The 19,384-nt window shown below is 66.5% G+C and carries 18 protein-coding genes and 1 pseudogene; 9 read left to right on the top strand and 10 right to left on the bottom strand.

Translation table 11 applies throughout. From position 1 onward, the window contains the following. Positions 1-78: 78 nt before the first annotated feature. From ACN675_RS02880 to ACN675_RS02910, 7 genes are all read left to right on the top strand, one after another. Positions 79-942, top strand: a complete 864-nt coding sequence (locus ACN675_RS02880; protein ID WP_248676390.1) for an SCO6745 family protein — start codon at positions 79-81, stop codon at positions 940-942. Positions 943-959: 17 nt separating this feature from the next. Then, positions 960-1,631 (top strand): enoyl-CoA hydratase/isomerase family protein, encoded by a 672-nt coding sequence (locus tag ACN675_RS02885; protein ID WP_248676391.1) that lies wholly within the window; start codon positions 960-962, stop codon positions 1,629-1,631. 83 nt (positions 1,632-1,714) lie between these two features. After that, positions 1,715-2,446, top strand: coding sequence for an enoyl-CoA hydratase-related protein (locus ACN675_RS02890; RefSeq protein ID WP_420749426.1), 732 nt, complete (start codon positions 1,715-1,717; stop codon positions 2,444-2,446). Between the two features lie 739 nt (positions 2,447-3,185). Continuing rightward, positions 3,186-3,845 (top strand): maleylpyruvate isomerase family mycothiol-dependent enzyme, encoded by a 660-nt coding sequence (locus ACN675_RS02895; protein ID WP_248676393.1) that lies wholly within the window; start codon positions 3,186-3,188, stop codon positions 3,843-3,845. A gap of 93 nt (positions 3,846-3,938) precedes the next feature. Next, positions 3,939-4,586, top strand: coding sequence for an SDR family oxidoreductase (locus ACN675_RS02900; RefSeq protein ID WP_248676394.1), 648 nt, complete (start codon positions 3,939-3,941; stop codon positions 4,584-4,586). A gap of 31 nt (positions 4,587-4,617) precedes the next feature. Continuing rightward, positions 4,618-5,253: a LysE family translocator gene (locus ACN675_RS02905; RefSeq protein ID WP_248676395.1), complete on the top strand. Its 636-nt coding sequence runs from the start codon at positions 4,618-4,620 to the stop codon at positions 5,251-5,253. A gap of 40 nt (positions 5,254-5,293) precedes the next feature. Then, positions 5,294-6,454, top strand: a complete 1,161-nt coding sequence (locus ACN675_RS02910; RefSeq protein ID WP_248676396.1) for a PhzF family phenazine biosynthesis isomerase — start codon at positions 5,294-5,296, stop codon at positions 6,452-6,454. A gap of 66 nt (positions 6,455-6,520) precedes the next feature. Here ACN675_RS02910 and ACN675_RS02915 read toward each other — a convergent pair. The 3 genes and pseudogenes from ACN675_RS02915 to ACN675_RS02925 all read right to left on the bottom strand — a co-directional run. Further along, positions 6,521-7,003 (bottom strand): annotated as a pseudogene (locus ACN675_RS02915) (zeta toxin protein); the annotation flags it as partial. Continuing rightward, positions 7,004-7,477: a helix-turn-helix domain-containing protein gene (locus tag ACN675_RS02920; protein ID WP_248676397.1), complete on the bottom strand. Its 474-nt coding sequence runs from the start codon at positions 7,475-7,477 to the stop codon at positions 7,004-7,006. Then, complete coding sequence (locus ACN675_RS02925) at positions 7,452-8,159, bottom strand: hypothetical protein (RefSeq protein ID WP_420749427.1); 708 nt, start codon at positions 8,157-8,159, stop codon at positions 7,452-7,454. The genes ACN675_RS02920 and ACN675_RS02925 overlap by 26 nt, the downstream gene beginning before the upstream one ends. A gap of 548 nt (positions 8,160-8,707) precedes the next feature. On the opposite strand from ACN675_RS02925, the gene ACN675_RS02930 reads away from it, so the two are divergent. Next, on the top strand, positions 8,708-9,607 hold the full coding sequence (locus ACN675_RS02930) for an alpha/beta fold hydrolase (protein WP_248676399.1): 900 nt from the start codon (positions 8,708-8,710) through the stop codon (positions 9,605-9,607). 605 nt (positions 9,608-10,212) lie between these two features. Here ACN675_RS02930 and ACN675_RS02935 read toward each other — a convergent pair. The 3 genes from ACN675_RS02935 to ACN675_RS02945 form a co-directional block, all read right to left on the bottom strand. After that, positions 10,213-12,198 (bottom strand): cutinase family protein, encoded by a 1,986-nt coding sequence (locus tag ACN675_RS02935; protein ID WP_420749428.1) that lies wholly within the window; start codon positions 12,196-12,198, stop codon positions 10,213-10,215. Between the two features lie 202 nt (positions 12,199-12,400). Beyond that, positions 12,401-12,877, bottom strand: a complete 477-nt coding sequence (locus tag ACN675_RS02940) for a hypothetical protein (RefSeq protein ID WP_420749429.1) — start codon at positions 12,875-12,877, stop codon at positions 12,401-12,403. A gap of 1,326 nt (positions 12,878-14,203) precedes the next feature. Continuing rightward, entirely contained in the window at positions 14,204-14,509 is a 306-nt protein-coding gene (locus ACN675_RS02945; RefSeq protein ID WP_420749430.1) for a hypothetical protein, read from the bottom strand. Positions 14,510-15,511: 1,002 nt separating this feature from the next. Here ACN675_RS02945 and ACN675_RS02950 point away from each other — a divergent pair. Further along, entirely contained in the window at positions 15,512-15,943 is a 432-nt protein-coding gene (locus tag ACN675_RS02950) for a helix-turn-helix domain-containing protein (RefSeq protein WP_420749440.1), read from the top strand. A gap of 307 nt (positions 15,944-16,250) precedes the next feature. On the opposite strand, the gene ACN675_RS02955 is transcribed toward ACN675_RS02950, so the two are convergent. From ACN675_RS02955 to ACN675_RS02970, 4 genes are all read right to left on the bottom strand, one after another. Further along, complete coding sequence (locus tag ACN675_RS02955) at positions 16,251-17,246, bottom strand: GAF domain-containing protein (protein WP_420749431.1); 996 nt, start codon at positions 17,244-17,246, stop codon at positions 16,251-16,253. A 40-nt stretch (positions 17,247-17,286) separates the two neighbouring features. Next, positions 17,287-18,111, bottom strand: coding sequence for an SDR family NAD(P)-dependent oxidoreductase (locus ACN675_RS02960; RefSeq protein WP_420749432.1), 825 nt, complete (start codon positions 18,109-18,111; stop codon positions 17,287-17,289). A gap of 72 nt (positions 18,112-18,183) precedes the next feature. Then, positions 18,184-18,780: a hypothetical protein gene (locus ACN675_RS02965; RefSeq protein WP_420749433.1), complete on the bottom strand. Its 597-nt coding sequence runs from the start codon at positions 18,778-18,780 to the stop codon at positions 18,184-18,186. 13 nt (positions 18,781-18,793) lie between these two features. Continuing rightward, complete coding sequence (locus ACN675_RS02970; RefSeq protein ID WP_420749434.1) at positions 18,794-19,384, bottom strand: hypothetical protein; 591 nt, start codon at positions 19,382-19,384, stop codon at positions 18,794-18,796.

The raw sequence follows: 19,384 nt of genomic DNA on the forward strand, positions 1-19,384 counted from the left end.
CGACAAAAATGGCACTGTGCGCGCGGTGTCGCAACCACGATGCTGATCACTGCACGACCAACGACCGGAGGGACGAGGATGGCAGAACTGGCAGCGACCCTGGCCCGGCGCCTGTGGGAAGCGATCGAACCGCTGCATGCGGCGCCCTACTTCTCCCCGCACCACCGCCGGATCTCCCTGGACCTCGGTATGAGCGGCTACTGGATGGGCTATTTCGCCGGCCGCGCCGCCCCGCTCGGTGCGATGACCGCCGCCCCCGTCGAGTCGATGTTCTTCAGCTTCCCGGGGCGACGTGTCGCCCGGGCGCTACCCGAAGCCTGGGCGTGCGCCGATCCCGAGAGGGTGTTGGACGCTCGGCTTGCCACCGCGCGTCTCGTCCTTGCCGACCATCTGCGGGAGGTGCCTCGACGGGACGTCGAGGCACTGGCTTCCCTTCTCGAAATAGCCGTGGACGGTTGTCATTTCGCGGGACGTCCGTTGGCGGCGGGGTGGTCGAGGGTTCCTCGCCCCGACGATGTCGTCGCCCAATTGTGGCTGGCTGCCACCGTCTTGCGTGAACACCGCGGGGACGGGCACGTCATCGCCTGTGTGCACGCCGGTCTGCGCGGTATCGACGCGGTCGTCGCACACGCGGCGACCGGTACGGTCACCCGCGAGATCATGCAACCCAACCGCGGCTGGAGCGACGAGGAATGGGAGAGCTCGGAGCGTCGCTTGCGGGCCCGCGGCCTGATCGATGTCGGCGGTCGGCTGACCAAGAGCGGGGGAGCGCTGCGGCGCAGCATCGAGGACCGCACCGACTTCCTGGCCGCCGACCCGGTGACGGCTCTCGGCCAGACGGGGATCGAGGAGATCATCGCTGTCGCCGCCCCGATCAGCCGGCGTCTGTTCGACACCGGGGCCGTCCCTCTGCCCAATCCCATCGGGGTGCCCCGCCCCTGACCACGAAGGAGCAAGCGATGAGCAATCCTCTTGTCGAGGTGGACACCACGGCGGTCGACGAGCACGGTGTGGCCGTCGTGACGCTGAACCGTCCGCAGAAGAAGAACGCCCTGTCGCACGCGATGCGACTCGAGCTCGCCCACGCCTTCGAGGCCCTGGCCGCCGATGCCCGTGTGGTGATCCTGACCGGCCGCGGAGACGTCTTCTGCGCTGGCTTCGACCTCACCGAATTCGACCGTATCGACGAGGACAGTCTGTGGGCCTCCTCCGATCGGATGAATGTCGCCGTCGCGGCGCACCCGGTGCCGGTGATCGCCGCGCTCGACGGACCGGCCGTGGCGGGGGGAGCGGATCTGGCGGTGCTCGCCGACATCCGGCTCGGCACCGACCGCACGACGTTCTCCCATCCCGAGCGCCGCGGGTTCCCCGTCGTCTACGGTCCGCTGGCCGAATGCGTGGGCTCCACCCGCGCACGGGAACTCGTCCTGACCGGTAGGACCGTCGCCGCCGAGGAAGCCCTCGCCCTCGGGTTGCTGACCGAGGTCGTCCGCGACCGCCCGGTTCTCGATCGGGCTCGCGAGCTCGCCTACGACATCGCGCGCACGCCGTGGCACGTCCTGCATCGGATGCGCCGCAAGTTCCAGGAGACCCAGCGTTACAGCCTGGCCTGCCACACCCTGTCCCTGTGATCTGTGCGCCGACCCGTGTGTCACGACCTCCACGAGAAAGAACACTGATGAGTATCCAAGTGCACCAATTAGATTCGACAGCGGTGGTCACGATCGACCGGCCGGACAAACTCAATGCACTCGATTACACCACCATCGACGAGTTGTCGGTGTGGCTGGACGAGGCCATCATCGACGAGTCGATCCGCTCGATCGTCCTCATGGGAGCGGGGGATCGGGCCTTCAGTGCCGGCGCCGACATCATGTGCTTGGCGCAGAGCATCGACGCCGGCACGGTGCCTGCATTGCAGGACATCGTGACCCGTGGACAAGGGCTGACCCGGCGCATCGAGCAGTTCCCGAAACCGATCATCGCCGCGGTCAACGGCCTTGCCTACGGCGGCGGATGCGAAGTCGTGGAAGCCGCGCACCTCGCGGTCGCTGTCGACCACGCAACCTTCGCCAAACCCGAGATCTCGTTGGGCTTTCCGCCGCCTTTCGGGGGATCGCAACGACTGCCGCGTCATATCGGCCGCAAACGTGCCCTGGAGATGATCCTCACGGGCGATGCCGTCGATGCCTACCGTGCGCACGACATGGGCTTGGTCAACCGTGTTGTTCCGGCGGCGGAGTTGCTCGCCGCCGCGTCGGAGTTGGCGGTACGTGTCGAACGACACGCGTCGACGGCGGTGCATGCCTGTCTTGCGGCGGTCACTCGCGGTATCAACCTGTCCATCGACGAGGGACTTGCCGTCGAGGCCGCATGGTTCGCGACCACCGTTCCCACCGTAGGTGTGCGGAGAGGGCTCGACAGATTTCTCTCCCGAGCACGGTGACGAGCGCGATCCGATCGTCGACCGACCGCGTTGGTCTTCGAGTGGTACCTCGTCGACCGGTGTGTGGTCGCCGTGTTCGGATTCGGCATCTACTCGAGGGCACCGTCCCGAATCGTGTGTCCCCTTTCATTTGCACCGAGATTGGGACTGATGTGCGGATAGGTGACATCTGAATGGTGGTGCCGTGAGGCACCGTGGGAAGGGTGGACCCCGCCCACAGGGCTCTCACCGAGGCGAGCCCCGACCTGTTCTATCTGGGCGACGCCGGCTGGAGTCGTTCTCGCTGCGGAGTTGTCGTTCCTCGAGCGTGTTCCGTCGGCCGCGGTCTCGGAGGGTTGCTCGTCGAAGCGTCGGCCGCCGGTGTCGAGGTGCTGGTATTTCCGCTTTGGTCACCGAAATCTCGGAAACGCCGAGTTAGCGCGCCATTTCGGCGCCGTTCATCTCCCTGTCCAGCACGGCCGGAACGAGGTGGGAATCGACGTCGACCGGGATGCTGGTGCGTCGTGATCGCACCGTGCGGCGTTCCTATTCGGTGGTGTGCCCGGTTCATGACCTCGGGGACCTGCCGATGGACGACGTAGGAAACCTCGCTTGAATGGAACGCTGGAAGGCATTTGGAGACAATCGGTTACAACCGGATGCTCGATCGGTCCGGGCACTGGTCCACTTCGCGAGGGACCTAGCTATTCCTCGCGAAATGGCACTGTCGAGCCGGGTGCCGAGACGGTTTCATGGCGTCATGACCATCAAGGAAGGTGAGCTCGTCACTGAGCATGTTCCTGCGGGCGAACCATGCGGACCGGTAGTGCTCGACGGCTTCCGGGTGGCCGCCGACCACGTCGTCGCGTTGACGGCCACCGTCCCTCCGGAGAAGTGGGACGACCCGGCGTTGGGGGAGTGGACGGTGCGCTCGCTGGTCGGCCACATCGGCCGCGCGCTGAGCACCGTCGTCGACTATCTCGCCCGACCCGCCGCCGAGCAGAGCGTGCCGTCCACCGCCGACTACTACCTCCTGGCCGCCGAGCAGGTCGACGCCGAGGCGGTCCGAGTGCGTGGTGAGCAGGCCGGCGCCGAACTCGGTGACCACCCCGCAGCAACCCTGGCGGAAATGCGGGACCGAGCCCTGCAGGCCCTGGCACAGACCGACGACCGGCTCGTCACCACTGTGGTGGGTGGCATGCTGTTGTCGCACTACCTGCCGACCCGCACCTTCGAACTGGTGGTGCACGGCCTCGACCTGGCCCGGGCCACCGGCCACCCGGCATCCGTCCCGGCCGGGGCACTGCGGGAGGCGCTGTCGGTGGCAACCGAATTGGCCGTACTCCGGGGACACGGTGAGACCGTTCTGCTCGCAATGACAGGACGCTCCGCTCTGGCCAGCGGCTTCAGTGTGTTGTGAACCGGCGATGAGCGGGCACTTCCTCGTCACCGGCGGTAGCCGGTGGAGTGGTGCCGCGATCGTCCGGGCCACAGCGCCCGAGCGGGCCACGAGGTGGGTTTCGCCTACCCCCGAGACACCGACGCTGCCATTCGCCTGGTCGCCGAATGCGGTCCCCGGGTCCGTGCCATCCAGATCGACGTCGCCGACACCGACGCTGCAGAAACAGGCGTCGATACGGCGGCGCAGAGCCCGGGGGAGGTGACGGTGCTGGTGAACAACGCCGGGATCACCGGCCCGCTCGGTGATGTCCTCACCGAGACCGCAGCGCAGGTCCGGGACATCGTCGATGTCAACGTCTTCGGGGTTGTGGGTGATGACCGCGGCTGCGGTTCGCTACCGGCGCGCGACCGCGTACTACCCGGTGTGGTGATCACCGGCAGCAGCATCGCCGCAGTCACCGGGGGTGCCCGGCGAGTACGGGGGATACGCCGCATCCAAGTGCTGCGGTGGAGACGATCACCCGCGGCCGGGGACACGAACTGGCACCGGGACATTCGTGTCGTCGGCATGGCACCCGGCAGCACCGACACGGAAATTCACGCTGCTGCAGGAGATCCGGGACGGCCTCGACGGGTTGCGGACCGCATACCCCACGTTGGTGTCGCTGCCACCAGCGAGATCGCCGCCGCGGCTGGGTTCGCGGCCGGTGAAGACTTCGTATCTCACCGCCACCACAATCGCGTGGCCGGTGGACTGTGAACGGTGATCCCGAAGATCGGGAAGGTGCGTGATGGCTGCTGCTTTCGTCGCCGCGGTGGCCTTCATGGTGATGACGCCCGGGCCGGACAGCCTGGCGGTTGCCGCTGCGGCACTGCGGTCCCGCGCCGACGCAGTCGCCACCGCGTTGGGCGCCCTGACCGGGATGCTCGTCTTCACGGTCGCCGCCTGCGCCGGTCTCGCTGCGCTACTCGTCGCCGCACCGGCGGCCCTCGCCGCACTGCGCATCATCGGCGGGATCTATCTGATCTTCATCGGACTCACCTCTCTACGCAGTGCTGTCCGGGTCCCCGACAGTGGCGAGGACGAGATTTGGGACAGCGCTGAGTCCCGACGTGGGGTACTGGCACCGACACGGCGATTCCGCCGCGGATTCCTCATCGATACCACCAACCCCAAGACCCTGGTGGTGTTTGTCACCGTCATCCCGGCCTTCGCCGGCCCGGATGTCGACTACCGGACCCTGGTGGGACACTGCCTGTTCCTCGTGGCGTTCGCGGCAGCATGGTTGTTGACGGTGGCGCTGTTCGCCGCGGAGATCGGCAGGCTCGGTCCGAGGCCGGCGCGGTGGATCGCCATCATCATGAGCGGTGTCATGTGCGGTTTCGGCCTCGCGATCCTGGTGTTCGATCCGTTCGTCCGCGGCTGAACCGGACCGACGAGACTACGAGAATGGAGAGAGGACACGGATGGCGCGAGTGGAGCTGTACGAGGCGTTCGCCGTGAGCGCCGGAGGCGGCAATCCGGCCGGGGTGGTGCTCGACGCCCGGGAACTGTCCGACCGCGAAATGCTCACGGTGGCACGCGAGGTCGGCGCATCGGAAACCGCCTTCGTCACCGACGGCGACGCACCGCACACCTACCGCATCCGATACTTCTCCCCCGAAGTCGAAGTGCCGTTCTGCGGGCACGCCACGATCGCCACCGCGATCGCCCTGGCCGAACACCACGGCGACGACGAGATGGTCATGCTCACCGCGGCGGGCCGGGTGCCGGTGCGGATCGACCATCGCACCGACGGCCTGCACGCCTCGTTCACCTCGGTGCCCCCGACGATCACCGCCCTGTCCGACGACGTCGTCGCGGACGCGCTGACCGCGTTGCGGTGGGCCCCGGAGGACGTCGATCCACGGTTCCCCGCGGTCGTGTCCGACGCGGGGTCGCGTCACCTGGTGCTTGCCGTCGCAACCCGCGACCGACTGGCCCGCCTCGACTACGACTTCGACGCGCTCCGCGCCGTGCTGACCGGACTGGGAGCGATGACCGCCCAGTTGTTCTGGTACGCCTCACCGCGGGAGATCCACAGCCGCAACCCATTCCCGGTCGGCGGCGTCGTCGAGGATCCCGCCACCGGATCGGCCGCGGCCGCCCTCGGCGGGTACCTCCGTCATCTCGGGATGGCGCACCCGGGGGACCGGCTCGTCGTGCACCAGGGCACCGACATGGGGCGCCCCAGCGAGATCGGGGTGGAGATCGGCACACCCGAGGACGGCATCACCGTGTCGGGGCGCGCGGTGCGCGTCGAACCGGCCCGGCGACTCGAGCACGCCGGCCGGTTCGACGCCGGCCCCAGCACCCACTACGTCGAACACCTGCGGCGCGCCGATCTGAGTGTGGGCACGTACTCGATCCCGGCCGGCGCCGCCGACGGGCAACAACCCCACCGGGAAGACGAGATCTACGTCGTCACCGCGGGCAGCGCGACCCTGTGGACACCCACCGGCTCGATCCCGGCGCCCACCGGAGCGGTGCTGTTCGTCCCGGCGGGTCTGCCACACCGGTTCGTCGACGTCACCGAGGACCTTGCGACGCTGGTGGTGTCCGGTCCGGCGGAGGGCACCCGCGCCTGATCGGCGAGGCTCACACGCTCGCTGCCAGCCTCCGGGTGTAGGTCGCCCACGCCTCGTGCCTTCGATGAGTACGTTCTCTTGCCGGTCGGTGCAGATTCGGCGAATCTGATCGATCAGCGCGGTCGACTCGTGATGGACCAACGCGGCGAGCTCGCGTGGCGCGATCGGGTGGCCGTCCGCGAGGGGCCGCTCGAGCAGGTCTCCGTAGATTCCGTCGGTGACGGCCTGGCGGATCAGATGGTCTTTGACCTCGTCGGCGTCGAGACGTCGATAGTCCTGCAGATCCGCGATCTGCCGGCTGAGCAGGGTGGACTTGCCCGCCCCGGGCGGTCCGGCGGTGATCAGCGCCGAGCGACCCTCCCGTGGTGGCATGGGTGTCGAGTCGAGGTACCGGTCGATGACGGTCTTGCGGAACACCCGTCGGCGGACCGAGACGGCATACAGCCGGGTGGTGTTGCGTGGTGAGTCGGTGTTCAGTGGTGCGTCGGGTGCGGACAGGTCGGCGAGTTGCGCGGCGACCGACCGCCTCGCGCGACGAGGGGAAATCACTCACGCAGAACGCGCCGACTGTTCGAGCTTGTCTTTGTTCTTGTCCATCAGCCGGGCGAGTTCGTCTTCGGTGAGCTGGCCGCGGTAGAAGGCGCGCTCGACCTCGTCCCAGCTGCCGGGTTCGTACGCGTCGGTGGCGACACCACCGACTTTCGGGACGGTGCCGAAGGTGAAGTTCCAGTTCAGCAGCTCCTTCATCATCTGCTCGGTGCTGATCTGCCCGGCGGTGCGCTGATCGATGATCTCGGCCGGGGTGGGCTCGAGCATCTTGGGGTTCTCGGCGGTCTGACGCAGCAATCGGTACACGGTGGCCTGGGAGACGTCGAGATGCTTCTCGATCGCACGTTGCCGCATCCCGGCCTTGTGAGCGCGCGCCACGACCCGCAGCAGCGCACGGTTGTCCAGGCGCAATCGGGCGGCGACCTCGTCCAGCTCAGCAGCTGCCCGATCACGGGTGATGTCCATGGTGCTCATTTACCCACCTCCTTGATTCAAGATGAATCATCTTCAGGGTAGCAGGACGGTTTCTTTCCTGGTCCCTCCAACGTCTCTGGGCGAAGCCGAGCTGGCCAACCAGCGGCCGGTCTACCGCACTCCCGCCACGCTCGACCCCCGCGCCGTGGGAGCAGGTCTTCAACGCCGAGGGGCAGTGATCAGGTGTTTGCCGGGCGCACCAGCTGCTGCTGGTAAGGCGTGCGTCGGCGCGCTCGACAATTGTGGTGACTATGGTGTCGATGATCTCGTGAGGATGCGTGGCGGGCAGGCCGGGGACGCCAGGGTCCGACATGACCTCGAGCAGGACCGTGTAGGGGCCGTTGGACCAATTCATGCGGGAGACGCCGGGTTCGGTGTTGATGATCGTCGCGCCGCCTCGGGTGGTGTCGAAGGGAACCCGGGTGCCGCTGTCGATCAGGAACCTCTGGTCGTCGCTGGTGTTGTAGTCGGCGGCCTGGCGGGCCGACTCCGGGCTGTTGTGCAGGTCGATCCCGACGATGACGCTGCTGTCGGAGTTGCCGCACGCGTAGGTGGCGAGGACGGCGCCGTGCGTGGTCGATTCAGGGGCGCCGGGGGACTGCGCGGTTCGGTCACTGAATCCGCTGGCGGTCAGGACATCGACGTCGAGCAGGGCGCAGGCGTTGTGCCCGGGAACCGTCACCGGCGGCGTGTCCGCTGTGGTCTGTGATTGCTTCCGCCACCGACACCGATGAGAAGAAGCTGAAACAACAGGCTGCCAAAGGAATCCGGGAAACCTCAAGGGAAGTGTCCTCGTGGGAGTTGCCCCTGTACCGCTCCGCTGCGGCGTCGCGTGTGTTCACTGCGAGCGGATGTGTCCTGGTCATCTACCGGCGGCGTCCTGTATGGCCTGTGACCGCAGACGAGTCCTGCCGATATCTCCGTTGCTCAGCACATGGGGACGGTGGCCGAGGTGGAACAGGCCGGGTGTGTGCAGGCATGGAACATAGCAATGCGCCGCCGGAACAAATCCGACGGCGTGCGGCCTTCGACGATGCCGCCGCCGCTGCCCATCCACCAGGCAGGCCGGAGCGACAGGCGCTCCGAGCACGGCGACTTCTGCAGTCCGGGCCTTCGTTGGGCAAACGACCGGAAGGGACCTGTGTACCGAGTGCGGGGTGAACCATTGTTCACCCTATGGTGCACCATGGTGGAGAATGCTCGACTCGATAATGTTTGGTGAGGAATTTGATGAATCCCAGGGTCACACAGACCGAATTCCGTGGCGCCGGGGTCGCACTGGCCGCCGACCGGTGGGATCCACCGTCGCAGGGGGTCGGCGGATCCGGTGTCGACAGGAAAGGCGTGGTCCTGCTCCTGCACGGCGGTGGGCAAACCCGACATTCCTGGCGGAACACCGGGCGCAACCTCGCGATGGGCGGGTGGTCCGCCGTCGCGGTGGACGCACGCGGGCATGGAGAGAGCCAGTGGGCGCCGGACGGGGATTACGGTATCGATGCGTTGGTCGCCGACCTGACCTCGATCGTCGCCGAGTTGGGGGAGAAGCCGGTACTCGTCGGGGCCTCGATGGGCGGGATGACATCGTTGATCGGGCAAGGGGAGAACCCGGATCTCGCTCGCGGTCTCGTCCTGGTCGATATCGCACCGAGGGTCGAAACCAGCGGTACGGCGGAAATCATGGCCTTCATGCGCAGTGGCCTCGACGGCTTCGCGAGCCTCGACGACGCTGCGGCGGCGATCGCGGCGTATACCCCGAACCGGGTCCGCAAGCCCAACCCGGACGGGCTGCGCAAGAACCTGCGTCTGCGTGATGGTCGCTGGTTCTGGCATTGGGACCCGGGGTTCCTTCGCCAGGGCGACGAACCTACCAGGCAAGCGGACTCGATCGTGCGCTACGAACGCGCTCGGGATGCCGCCGCCGCGGTCACCGTTCCCACGATGCTCGTTCGTGGCAAGCAATCGAATGTGGTCAGCGAGGCAGGTGCCCAGGAGTTGCTGGAGCTGATCCCCACCGCGAAATTGGTCGATGTGTCCGGGGCCGGCCATATGGTCGCCGGTGACGACAACGATGTCTTCAGCGTCGGGCTGAGGGGATTTCTCGACGACGAGGTCATCGCTCTGCGTCCTTGATTCATCGAAGCGCTCGCGCGTAGCCGGGCACGGCCTCGACCGGTCGAGTCGAGGCCGGGACAGCACGAGTTACTTTGGTCGAGTGGTACTTCCGGCAAATCGCGAGGTAGTGGCTGCAGGGACAGAGTTGGATGTCGAAGTCGTTCACGGTGGCCGATGGTGCAGCGTTGCACGGGAAGATCGGATCGGTGGGGTTCCGCGGCGATGCCCACACTCTCCTGGGGTGACGCATCAACGGCGGTGTATTCCTCACGCGCTTCCTGCTGACGTGCCGTGGCTCAGTGATGGTGCACGCTGGACGCGCCGTAGGGAAAGCGGCGTCGCCTGTGGTCATTGCGAGCGGATGTGTCCTGGTCGTCTAATGCCGGCGTCCTGTATGGTCTGCACCCGCAGGCGATCCCGGTCGATCGTTCCTCTACTGAGTGCGTCGGGGCGGTGGCCGAGGTGGAACAGGCCCGGGGTATGAGGGCAGGGGTACACGGCCATGCCCTTTTCGCCGGGGTGGCGTTTGCGGACGGTTTTCGCGTCGCTGCGGGTGTGGTAGCCGCGGTGTTGGCATGTGGTGCACCAGGTCCAGCGCGCGGCGGGGTTGTGGGCCCGGGGGCTCATAGGGCACGTCCGATCTGAAGGTTGAGCCAATCCGAGAGCCACTCGATGGCGTTGCGGCCGGCGTTGTCGACGACGAGAGCGTTGTAGTTGGTGTGGGCACCGGAGGTGAAAAAGCTCACGGCGCCCAGTCCTTCGCCGACCAGGGCGGCGAGATCCTCGGCACCCTGTGACCGGGAGAGTTCGAGCAGCAAGTTCGACAGCTGCGGCAGGTCGAGGGTCTCGGCTTGGTCGGTAATGGTGGTAGACACCGTGTTTGCGTGCTTGCCCAGCAGTTCGGGTGGGGTCTTGGTGGCCGTGCCGGTCAGCATGGTCGTCGCCACGGATGCGAGGTCCAGGCCGACCGGGACGAGGCCGGTCATGGCCGCGCCGGCGCCGAGCGGATCGGGGTGTTGCCCGGGTGGGGGCAGCAGTTTCTCGACGGCCGACCAGGCGATCTCCTGGATCTGACCGACGAGGTTGGCCAGGCGGATGACGTCGACGTTTGCCAGGATCGAGGCGACGAGTGCCGCGATCTGGGTGGCGCCGGAGGGATCGGGGATGATCGCCAGCACCTGCGAGACCCAGTGCAGGTCGACGGCGGCGGCCATCTTCACCAGCGGGGCGAACTGGTTGTTCAGCTCGCCGGCGATCTGGTGCGCGCCGTGGGCGTCGAGCGCGGCGACCTTCTGCGGCAGCAGGGTCAGATTGGTGAGGATGCCGGGCATGTCGAGTGCGGTCACACCGGTGACGACGCCCAGGATCTGGTTGACCACCACCGTCGGCTTGAGGACCGACAGCACGCCGGTGGCCGAGGCGAGTGCGTTGGTGGGGGTTGAGGCGAGCGGCGCGATCTGCGTGTTGAGGGTGTGTGCGGTCGCCGCGAGGGTCTGCATCTCCGGAGCGGTCGATGATAGGTGCAGCGGGTCACCACCGGTCAGTGCGGTGGCGGTTTCGGCGAGGTCGGTGGCGGTGCGGAGCGCTTGGTCGAGGTCGGATTGCGTTGCCCGGGTGAGGACGTCGGAGGCGTTGTGTTCGGCGGAGTCGAGTGGTGCGGCTGCGAGCTGACTGTTCGCGGCCGGGTTGGCGGCGCCGGAGTCGATCAGGTCTGTCAGTGCCGCAATGGTATTCGCGATCGATGTCGCGGTCGCGGCGACCTGTCGGATGTCGACGGTCGGTGCGGCGAGCAGTTGGCCGAGGGCTGTCGTGTTCGATCCGAGGGCGGGCAGGTCGGCGTCGGAGAAGTCCGAGGTCAGTGCGGTGGCGAGCGGGCTGTGGCCGTCGGCTGTGGTGGTGTCGCTGGTGCTGGGGGTCTTGCTCAGGATCGAGCCGAGGGAGCCGAGGAGCGGGCTCGATCCCTTCTCGATCGAGCAGTACAGGTCGCCCGGGTCGCAGATCGAGGCGACGCGGCCGGAGAGTGCGCCCATCCCGTGCGGGCGGGGGCCGGCGATGCCGTGTCCCGAGGTACGGGGTCCGACGGTCGCCGACCCTGTGGTTCCGGCAGCGGGATCGGCGAGGAGACCGACGGCGAGCACCCGGTCGGGGTCGACGGGGCCGTTGCCGTTGCCGATGTCGGACGCGATGTCGCCCGCGGCGTCGGCGCCCTGCGAATAGCCGACGATCGTGAACTTCGTGTTCGGGCAGGAGTTCGCGATGTTCGTGAGCACCTGCGTGGCTTTGGAGACGGCGTCGGCTTTGCTGTCGGCGTAGGTGTGCCCGTTGTCGAATGCTCGTGCCATGTACGGCAGCGTGTACACCTGTGCCCGGCTGCCGTGCTCGCTCTTGAGCGCGTCTGCAACGGGTTTGAGCATTCCCACCGGCTGGGCGGGGTCGGCGTTCTCGTCGGTCTCCCAGGTGCCCGGGATGAACAGGTTGAACGTGGCTGCACAGCTGGCCGGGGTTGCGTTGGCGATCGTGGGCGCGGTGAGCGTGACGCCGCTGCCGGCGACGGTCGCGGTGGCGATCAGTGCGACCGTGCGGCGGGATCTCGAACGTCTGGCGGGCATGGGCACCTCGATGACCGGAAGGAACACGTGGGTGCTTACATTCACCTACTACGGCGTTTTCCCCAAGGGGGGTGCTCCCCTTCCTGCGGATCCGTTTATGCACTCTGACCAGCGGTATTCTGCGTGTTTCGGGACTCGCAGGAGCCGACGACCGCGAGGTTGCGGGGCTATCGGCTGGCGAGGACGCGTGCCGCAGTGGCCATCAGCGATCGAGGGGAGAATCCCGAACGATGGCGGGGATATTCATAGGGCAACTCTGCCGCGCTGTCTGCGTGCCGGAACTGACCCCTGCGACGGTCGAATGGCGCCGCCGCGTCTGAGCCTGGATGAAGGCCTCCCGCATCGCCTTCCGGTGCTCTGCCGAGGCAGGGGGAGCGGTCCGCGTCGACGAATTGAAGGCGGCAATCTCTGCCCGCCGAGCCTTGACCAGGCGGTCGGCGATGTCGGCGGGCGATTCACCATCGCAGCCGCGGCCGGCGGTCGCGTTCTGCGTCGGCGACGGACCGGACCAATCGATCCGACTCAGTCGCCACTTCAGCAGCCCGAGGGGCGAGCTCATGGCCGCGGACGTCGGCCATGTCCAGCCGCGCTGCGCCGCGCTCCGGTTGAGGGCGTCGACGATGTCGATCCCGGTCCATCGGCTGGTGTCGATCCCGACGTGTACGAGCAGGTCGCACACAACCCCGACGTGCCGGTGGCGCCCGGTCGACAGTGCGGGATCGGATCCGACCACCGACCGCAGTGCGGGGATTCGATCGATGAGAACGGCCGCTGCCCGCTGGAGATTGATCGAGCGAGGAGACACTGTCGATGTTCCTGAGCCCGCGCGCTCGCGCGTTGGTGAGTTCTTCCCAACGGAAGATCCACGTCTGGAAGAAGCCCTGAAGGATTGGGGTGCGGAGCAGGGGCGGGACGCTGTCGGTACCGGCCGCCGTATCGCGGTGCGGTGTCGTCGGCGTGAGGGCCGCCTGCGAGGTTCGGGTTCGGGCATTGCCTCGACTGCCCACAATGGGGACGACAGCGCCCATACGCTTGCTGCGCCGCGCTGGGGGCGGTCCGGGCGTACGCCCTGGCTCTCTTCGTGCAGGCGGGCCGCGGCCTCACGCTCGATCCGGTCGAGTAGTTTCCCGCGTGCCAACTCGACACCGAACTCGAGCTCGCGCATCACCCTGCGGCCTCGTCGCAGCGCATCCTTCGACAGTCCCGAACGGGTCTGAAGGGTTGCCAGGCTTGCGGTTACCCGTCGCCCGGTACTCGATTCGGCGACGGCCGCGTGTGCCGCACAGGTGGCAAGGAACGTCGACAGTGCAATTTCGTACCGGCGCAATGCCGTACGCCCCCGATCGGTGTTCATGGCGACCCACTCGCACATGGCCAGCCATCGCGCGCGGCTTTGCCACGTCGGTACTCGGGCGGCAACGCCGTCGTCGATCGGCCGGGAGAACGATCGCGACTTTGTGGGTTGGGTTGCGAGAAGGGCGGTAACCGCGGCTTCGTCGGTATCGGTGGAATCGCTGTCGACTTGGAGATCCGCCGCGGGACCCGGGGACGCACCGTCGTCGGGCCCGAGAATCGAGGAGGAGGAGGAGGTGTCACTGTTGGTTTCGGGCGACACATCCGGGTTGAATGATGTTCTGATAGAGCAGGAAACAGGGTATGCGCTACCCTGAGACGTACCTGGCACGGTAAGTCCCTTCGGGGAATGCAGTTCGAGTGTCGGAAGTTGGCGCTTCCGTCACCCACCCAGGAGCGTGATCGTCGGCGAGTCGACCGCTCCGAGGCGGGGAAGACCTTGGCGGGTCTTCCCCCTGGGATTCGACCGAACCCCTTCGGAGTCTGTGTCTCTGGGTCTGCGCTGTGAAGTTGGATCCTGTATCGAGGCTGCTCAGTCGGTCACTCGGTGCTGTGTACTCCCTCCGCTATCGGTGCGCTGGAACACCGTTCAGCTCGTCGCGGTCAGTCGGTGATCACCGGCAGCGCGCGGCGGCAACCGCGCGCCGCGGCGTCAGCGCGCGTGCCTGCCCGGAAGGACAATCGAGCGTGCGAATCGAGCCACCTGGTCGATGGATTCGACCGAGGCTGTGGCGGGGTCGGATGCAACGAGATCGACGGTGTCGATGAACGCGGCGTAACCGACGGTGTCAGCACGACGAGTGGGGGAAAGGACAAGCGGTCCGAACGTATTGATGAGCTCGGATAGTTCCAGGTGTGCCGGCGTTGCCGAGCCGTGCACCAGACGTGCACGTAGCTCACCGTCGATGGCAATGAGGGCCCATCGACGGCCGTCGCGGTCTATGGCGGTCACGGTCATGCGACCACCGCTGAGGGAACACGTCGACGACCGGTCCCCGGCCGCAGCTTGGCGACGTGCCCACGACTGATCGCGTACTGCATCACCTTGTCGGCGGGAACAACTTCACCGCGGACATTGAAGAGCATTCCAGCGGCTACTGCCATCCTGGGAGGGGTCTTCTGGGTGACGAGTTCCTCGACTCGCTCTTCGCACTGTGCGAGCAGAGGACATGCGCGGCATGCGGCCATCGCGCGTCGCCAGTGCGCCGGGTCCGTCTCGGTCGCCTCCCACAGATTGCTGCGGCCTGCACAAAGCCCGACTGCTCTATCGGGTCGACTCAACGGCTCGAGCCCGCGTCGCTCCAGCTCTGCCGTGATGCGGCGCGCGGTCGGGCACGTTCGGACCTCTGACGAGTAGACGAATCCGCATCTGCGGCAGCGGCCTGTTCCCGTGTGTTCGCGTGAGATTCGGTGCAGGCGACCGGGCGTCAGCGTCAAGAGGGGGTTCGTCGGCGTCGTGACGACGAGTCTCCGGAGAGTCGCGGCGACGAGCGGGCACAGAGGCTTTTCCAAGGTGTACTCGAACCCGCAGCACGCGCAGGCCCTCGTGTCGTCGGCTGGGATGTGGGCGGAGAGGATGTCCCGAACGGGTCCTGGGGGGACCCGGTCGGAGAGTTCGACTCGTGATGCGTCCCCTCGGGATCGAGCAGGGGCTAGGCGCAGGCGTGCTGCGCCAACTAACGTGTTCAATGCAGGTCTCCAACTGCAAGGAGGCCGTGGGGCTGCTAACCCTGCGACCTCGTGGCTTACCGATTGCTGCTAACGATCGGTTGGTCGACGGTCCCCTGGCTGCTACCAACAGCCGGGGGACCTTTCACTTCTCAGAACCCGTCACCCCCCCTTTTTGTGATTCTAAAACCATCATTCTGTAGACATTATCGTGTGCGCATCGTATCGAGGAGATTGCACAGTGTCTAGCGATGAAGACGTACCTGGCAGGGGCTCTGTGAGCAGACGAGTGATGCGGGGCTTCCAGCCCCAGGCGTTGTCGAACGCGCGGCGAGCTCGGGGTCTCTCCCAAGCCGAACTCGCCAGGAGCGCGGGCATGAATCCGGGCACCATCCGGAAGTGGGAACTGGGCGAGTCGTCCCCCCAAGTCGACCTGCTGGCCAAGGTGGCGGACCTCCTCGACCTCGCCGTGGCAGACCTGGTCAAGGTCCCGGAGGAGGAGCGGTACCCGGGCGACTGGCGTGTTCTCAGGGGAATGACTCAACCCCAACTCGGGGCCGCGGCGGGGGTTACCACCCGGATAGTGGGCAGTGTCGAGCGCGGCGAGATCTCGCTCTCCGACAACGCCGCGCGCCGGTTGTCGGCGGCACTCGGGATCTCGGAAGCGGAGCTGCGGGCGAGCTACGAACGAGTGCGTAACCGGCCGCTGGGCGCCCCGGCGTAATCCTTCCGCGCTCACGGAGCGGCTGAGGCGAATACGGTTCGGCCGCAGTCGACTCGGTTGATGCGGTGCCACCTTTGTCATTCGTCTCCTGGTCCAGGGAATGTGGGTACGCCGAAGTAGGCATCGCGCTACAAGCGGTCCGGAGATGGCACAGACCGCAGGATTCCCTGGATAACTGGGCACGCGCATAGAACCCTATGCATCGAGGCGCTCGTGCCGCAACAGCAACTTGCCCACTCTTCGGATGTTCCTGGCATTGCGTTCGAGTGGATGTAACTCGTCCCAAGTATGTGCACGAAGAGTGCTGCTACTCAGCGAATCTCGCGGTGACAAGCCCACCGGTCGTGTGCTGATCGAACATCATCAACGAGACCTCGAGGTGGACGAGTCTCCAGGTCCCGTCGAGTGCTCGAAAGCGAATCTCGCCGGACGTGGAACGGTGTGCGAGGTCGTCCACCATTCGTCGCGCGATCGATACGTCGTCCGGATGTATTCCGGGAGTGGGCTGTCCCGGCAGGTTCTCCCATGCGATCCCCGGCATCGGCTCACCACGCCATTTGACGAGCTGCAAGCGCCTGAGATCGACATACGCGAGATGTTCGCCGGGACGCAGCTTCGTCTCAACGATCCGGTGCTCGAGAACGACCGGAGCTTGGGCTGCGACGCGAGCAGACGCGGCCGGACCGATGTCGTGGGTGAGGCCGCGGAGGATCACGTGCTCACCCTCACGGAGCATCCGGCAGGAGAAATGTGCCGCGCGTTCTTCCCCGTCGTCTCGGACGACCGTCCACACAGCCTGATGTTCGGTGCCGGGTTCGGACCGGAGGATCTTCGCCAGAGCCTCGCCCTCGTCGAGGTTGGTCTTCAACCGGGTGAAGGCGCCGGCCTGGGCGACGGTGGATCGACGGTCCTCCTCTGCGACTCGGTACAGATCGAAGAGGTCATCGGAACCGGATGCCTGTCCTAACGTGAGGTTGAAATGCCAGGCTCCGACGGGATCACGATCGGGCGGGGTCTCGTCGACGCGGCCGCGCCACAGGTGCAGCCCGTGCAACCGTCTCTCCGAGTTCAGAAGAGGCATAGCAACCATCCGTGACCCCGACGTGGCCGTGTGGTCGATCGGAGACGGGCGATTGATCATGTCGAGAACAAGCTGCTGGACTTCGAGCATCGCGGTGCTGGCGGTGTGTCGACTTCGGAAGACACGATCGAGCGGAATGAAGGACTTGGGCTGATTCCCCTGTCCGATGAGGGTGGGTTCGGCCCCACCAAATGCACTGATCAAAAGCCATGGATTGGCCATCTCTTCCCCCCCGAGACTGGATGTACCTAAGGAATGACTATCACATCTGTCTTCTCCGCAGGGCGGCGGCCAACGGCCTGTGGTGTCGTGTTCCCACGATGCGAGAGAAGAAGTCGACGAACCGGGCGTCGTTCCCGATCAGGACCTTGGCGCGCCCGCCAGCGGCACCGGCAAGGATTTTCTCGGCGGCCACCCGCGGATCGGTTCGGGCGATCCACTCGTCGAACGACCGCGCGAGCGCGTCGGAGTCGACCTTGTCGGTGTGGAGCGCGGTACGGGCAATCGAGGTCTTGACGCCCCCGGGGTACGCACAGGTTACCTGCACCGGGTGGCCGGCGATCAGCATCTCCTGACGAAGCGCGTCGGTGAATCCCCGGACGGCGAACTTCGATGCGTTGTAGGCGGAATAGCCGGGCACGGCCACAAGGCCGAACGCCGACGAGACGTTGACGACATGCCCGCCGCCGCCGGCGAGAATGTGCGGCAGAAATGCCTTCGTGCCGTGGACGACTCCGAAGAAGTTCGTTGCAAGGACGTGCTCGTAGGACTCGATGGGAGTATCGATGATGTTGCCGGAGTGAAGTATTCCAGCAACATTGAACACCGACCGGATGCGGCCGTGGGCGGTGCTGGTGTGGTCGGCTAAGTCCCCGACCGATGATTCATCCCGTACGTCCACCACGGCGGATGAGACGGGAGTCGAACGACCGGCCGAACAGAGCTGCACCGTGTGGTCCAGCTCGTCACCGTTGATGTCGCCGAGTGCCAACGGAACCCCGGCTTCGGACAGTAGTAGTGCCAGCTCGCGGCCGATGCCCGATGCTGCGCCGGTGATGACGGCAGCGCCTCCCCGAAGACTGTTCATTGCTGCAACCTAACGGGTGGTGACCGGTGATTCCTGGGGACGCTCCGACCCGTCGGAGGACCTCGGCGACCGTCAGGAGGGAGGACGCAGCTTCTCGTAGGCCGACTGAGCCCGGGGGAGTGCAGCGGAGTAGTGCTCTTCGGGGGTCCTTCCCGATTTCAGCAGCCGTTCCTCGGTGATGTATCCACGCGGATCGGCGCGCTGGACCGCAAGGGCGTAGGCGGCCGGGTCCGCGGGATCGACCCGCACCGTGGCGGCGACGTCCATGAAGACCTGTGTGGCCTCGGCCGCGGCCTCCCACGACTCTGCTGAGGCCGGAAGGGTATAACGCCACCCGAAGATGTCCCGGATGCCTCCCTGTGGGCTGAAGGGGAGAGCGCTTCTCCAGCCTGTTTCGGCGTTGCTGGCCACCAACGCCGCGACGGCTTGCTCGGGGGTACCTCCGCGTTCTTCGACGGTCGCGACGATGGTGTCGGCGAACCCGCGTACGACGCTGGCACCGAAGTCGTCCTCGCTGAAGGCTGTGACATCGGTTGGTGAGGTGGTCGTGGTTCGAGTACTCGTCGTCGACTCGGTGATCGTCCGATCCCTGTTGCATACGGTCAGGCCGACGAGACCACCGATCACGCCGATCGCAATCAGGGACGTGACAATGCTCTTGCGGTTCATAAGTTCTCCGTAGTCAGTAGCGGACATCGTCGATGAGCCAGCGATCGCGTTCTCGAACGACGGCGACCCACACCGTGGTGTCGGGGGTGACCGCGGTCGCGCGGTCGCCCGAGATTGCGGTCTGCTTGATGGTGGCCACCCGCCGGACGACGTCGTCGGTGTCCGCGGGGCATCCGGAGCATTCGATGCTGACTTCGGCCACGATCTTGGTTTGCTGCTGCGCCCAGTGCGTCCACCGCACACCCGGACCGCGTTCGGTCGTCGCATTCATCACCATGCGGCCGGCAAGGGCGTCGGTCAGCCAGCGGCGGGCTCGCCCATACGCCTCGTTCCGTGTCGCGTCGGTAGCGGGAAACCAGGTGAAGGCCACGGTGAGCCCTTCACGCGCTGCGTCCTCGGCGGCTCGGGACGCCGCCGGCGGTTCGGTGATCGCCGCGTCGGTCGGCACCGGGATCGGGGTGGCCGGGGTGCCAACGGCCGCCGGGGTGGTCGTGGTTGTACCCTCCGACGGGTCCACACGGTCGCTGCTCCGTGAACTGGAGTAGGCCACAAGGCCCACCACTGCGGCGAGCACGGCCATCAGCGTCAGCATGCGAACCCTCAT

It is taken from the genome of Rhodococcus sp. O3 (assembly GCF_048897285.1).
Lineage (GTDB): Bacteria > Actinomycetota > Actinomycetes > Mycobacteriales > Mycobacteriaceae > Rhodococcus.

Coding starts and splice junctions, on each gene's coding strand:
- ACN675_RS02960 (WP_420749432.1), bottom strand. CDS start 18,111: ATGAACAGTCTTCGGGGAGGCGCTGCCGTCATCACCGGCGCAGCATCG.
- ACN675_RS02970 (WP_420749434.1), bottom strand. CDS start 19,384: ATGAGGGTTCGCATGCTGACGCTGATGGCCGTGCTCGCCGCAGTGGTG.
- ACN675_RS02950 (WP_420749440.1), top strand. CDS start 15,512: ATGCGGGGCTTCCAGCCCCAGGCGTTGTCGAACGCGCGGCGAGCTCGG.
- ACN675_RS02885 (WP_248676391.1), top strand. CDS start 960: ATGAGCAATCCTCTTGTCGAGGTGGACACCACGGCGGTCGACGAGCAC.
- ACN675_RS02880 (WP_248676390.1), top strand. CDS start 79: ATGGCAGAACTGGCAGCGACCCTGGCCCGGCGCCTGTGGGAAGCGATC.
- ACN675_RS02910 (WP_248676396.1), top strand. CDS start 5,294: ATGGCGCGAGTGGAGCTGTACGAGGCGTTCGCCGTGAGCGCCGGAGGC.
- ACN675_RS02905 (WP_248676395.1), top strand. CDS start 4,618: ATGGCTGCTGCTTTCGTCGCCGCGGTGGCCTTCATGGTGATGACGCCC.
- ACN675_RS02945 (WP_420749430.1), bottom strand. CDS start 14,509: ATGACCGTGACCGCCATAGACCGCGACGGCCGTCGATGGGCCCTCATT.
- ACN675_RS02935 (WP_420749428.1), bottom strand. CDS start 12,198: ATGCCCGCCAGACGTTCGAGATCCCGCCGCACGGTCGCACTGATCGCC.
- ACN675_RS02965 (WP_420749433.1), bottom strand. CDS start 18,780: ATGAACCGCAAGAGCATTGTCACGTCCCTGATTGCGATCGGCGTGATC.
- ACN675_RS02895 (WP_248676393.1), top strand. CDS start 3,186: ATGACCATCAAGGAAGGTGAGCTCGTCACTGAGCATGTTCCTGCGGGC.
- ACN675_RS02930 (WP_248676399.1), top strand. CDS start 8,708: ATGAATCCCAGGGTCACACAGACCGAATTCCGTGGCGCCGGGGTCGCA.
- ACN675_RS02920 (WP_248676397.1), bottom strand. CDS start 7,477: ATGAGCACCATGGACATCACCCGTGATCGGGCAGCTGCTGAGCTGGAC.
- ACN675_RS02955 (WP_420749431.1), bottom strand. CDS start 17,246: ATGGCCAATCCATGGCTTTTGATCAGTGCATTTGGTGGGGCCGAACCC.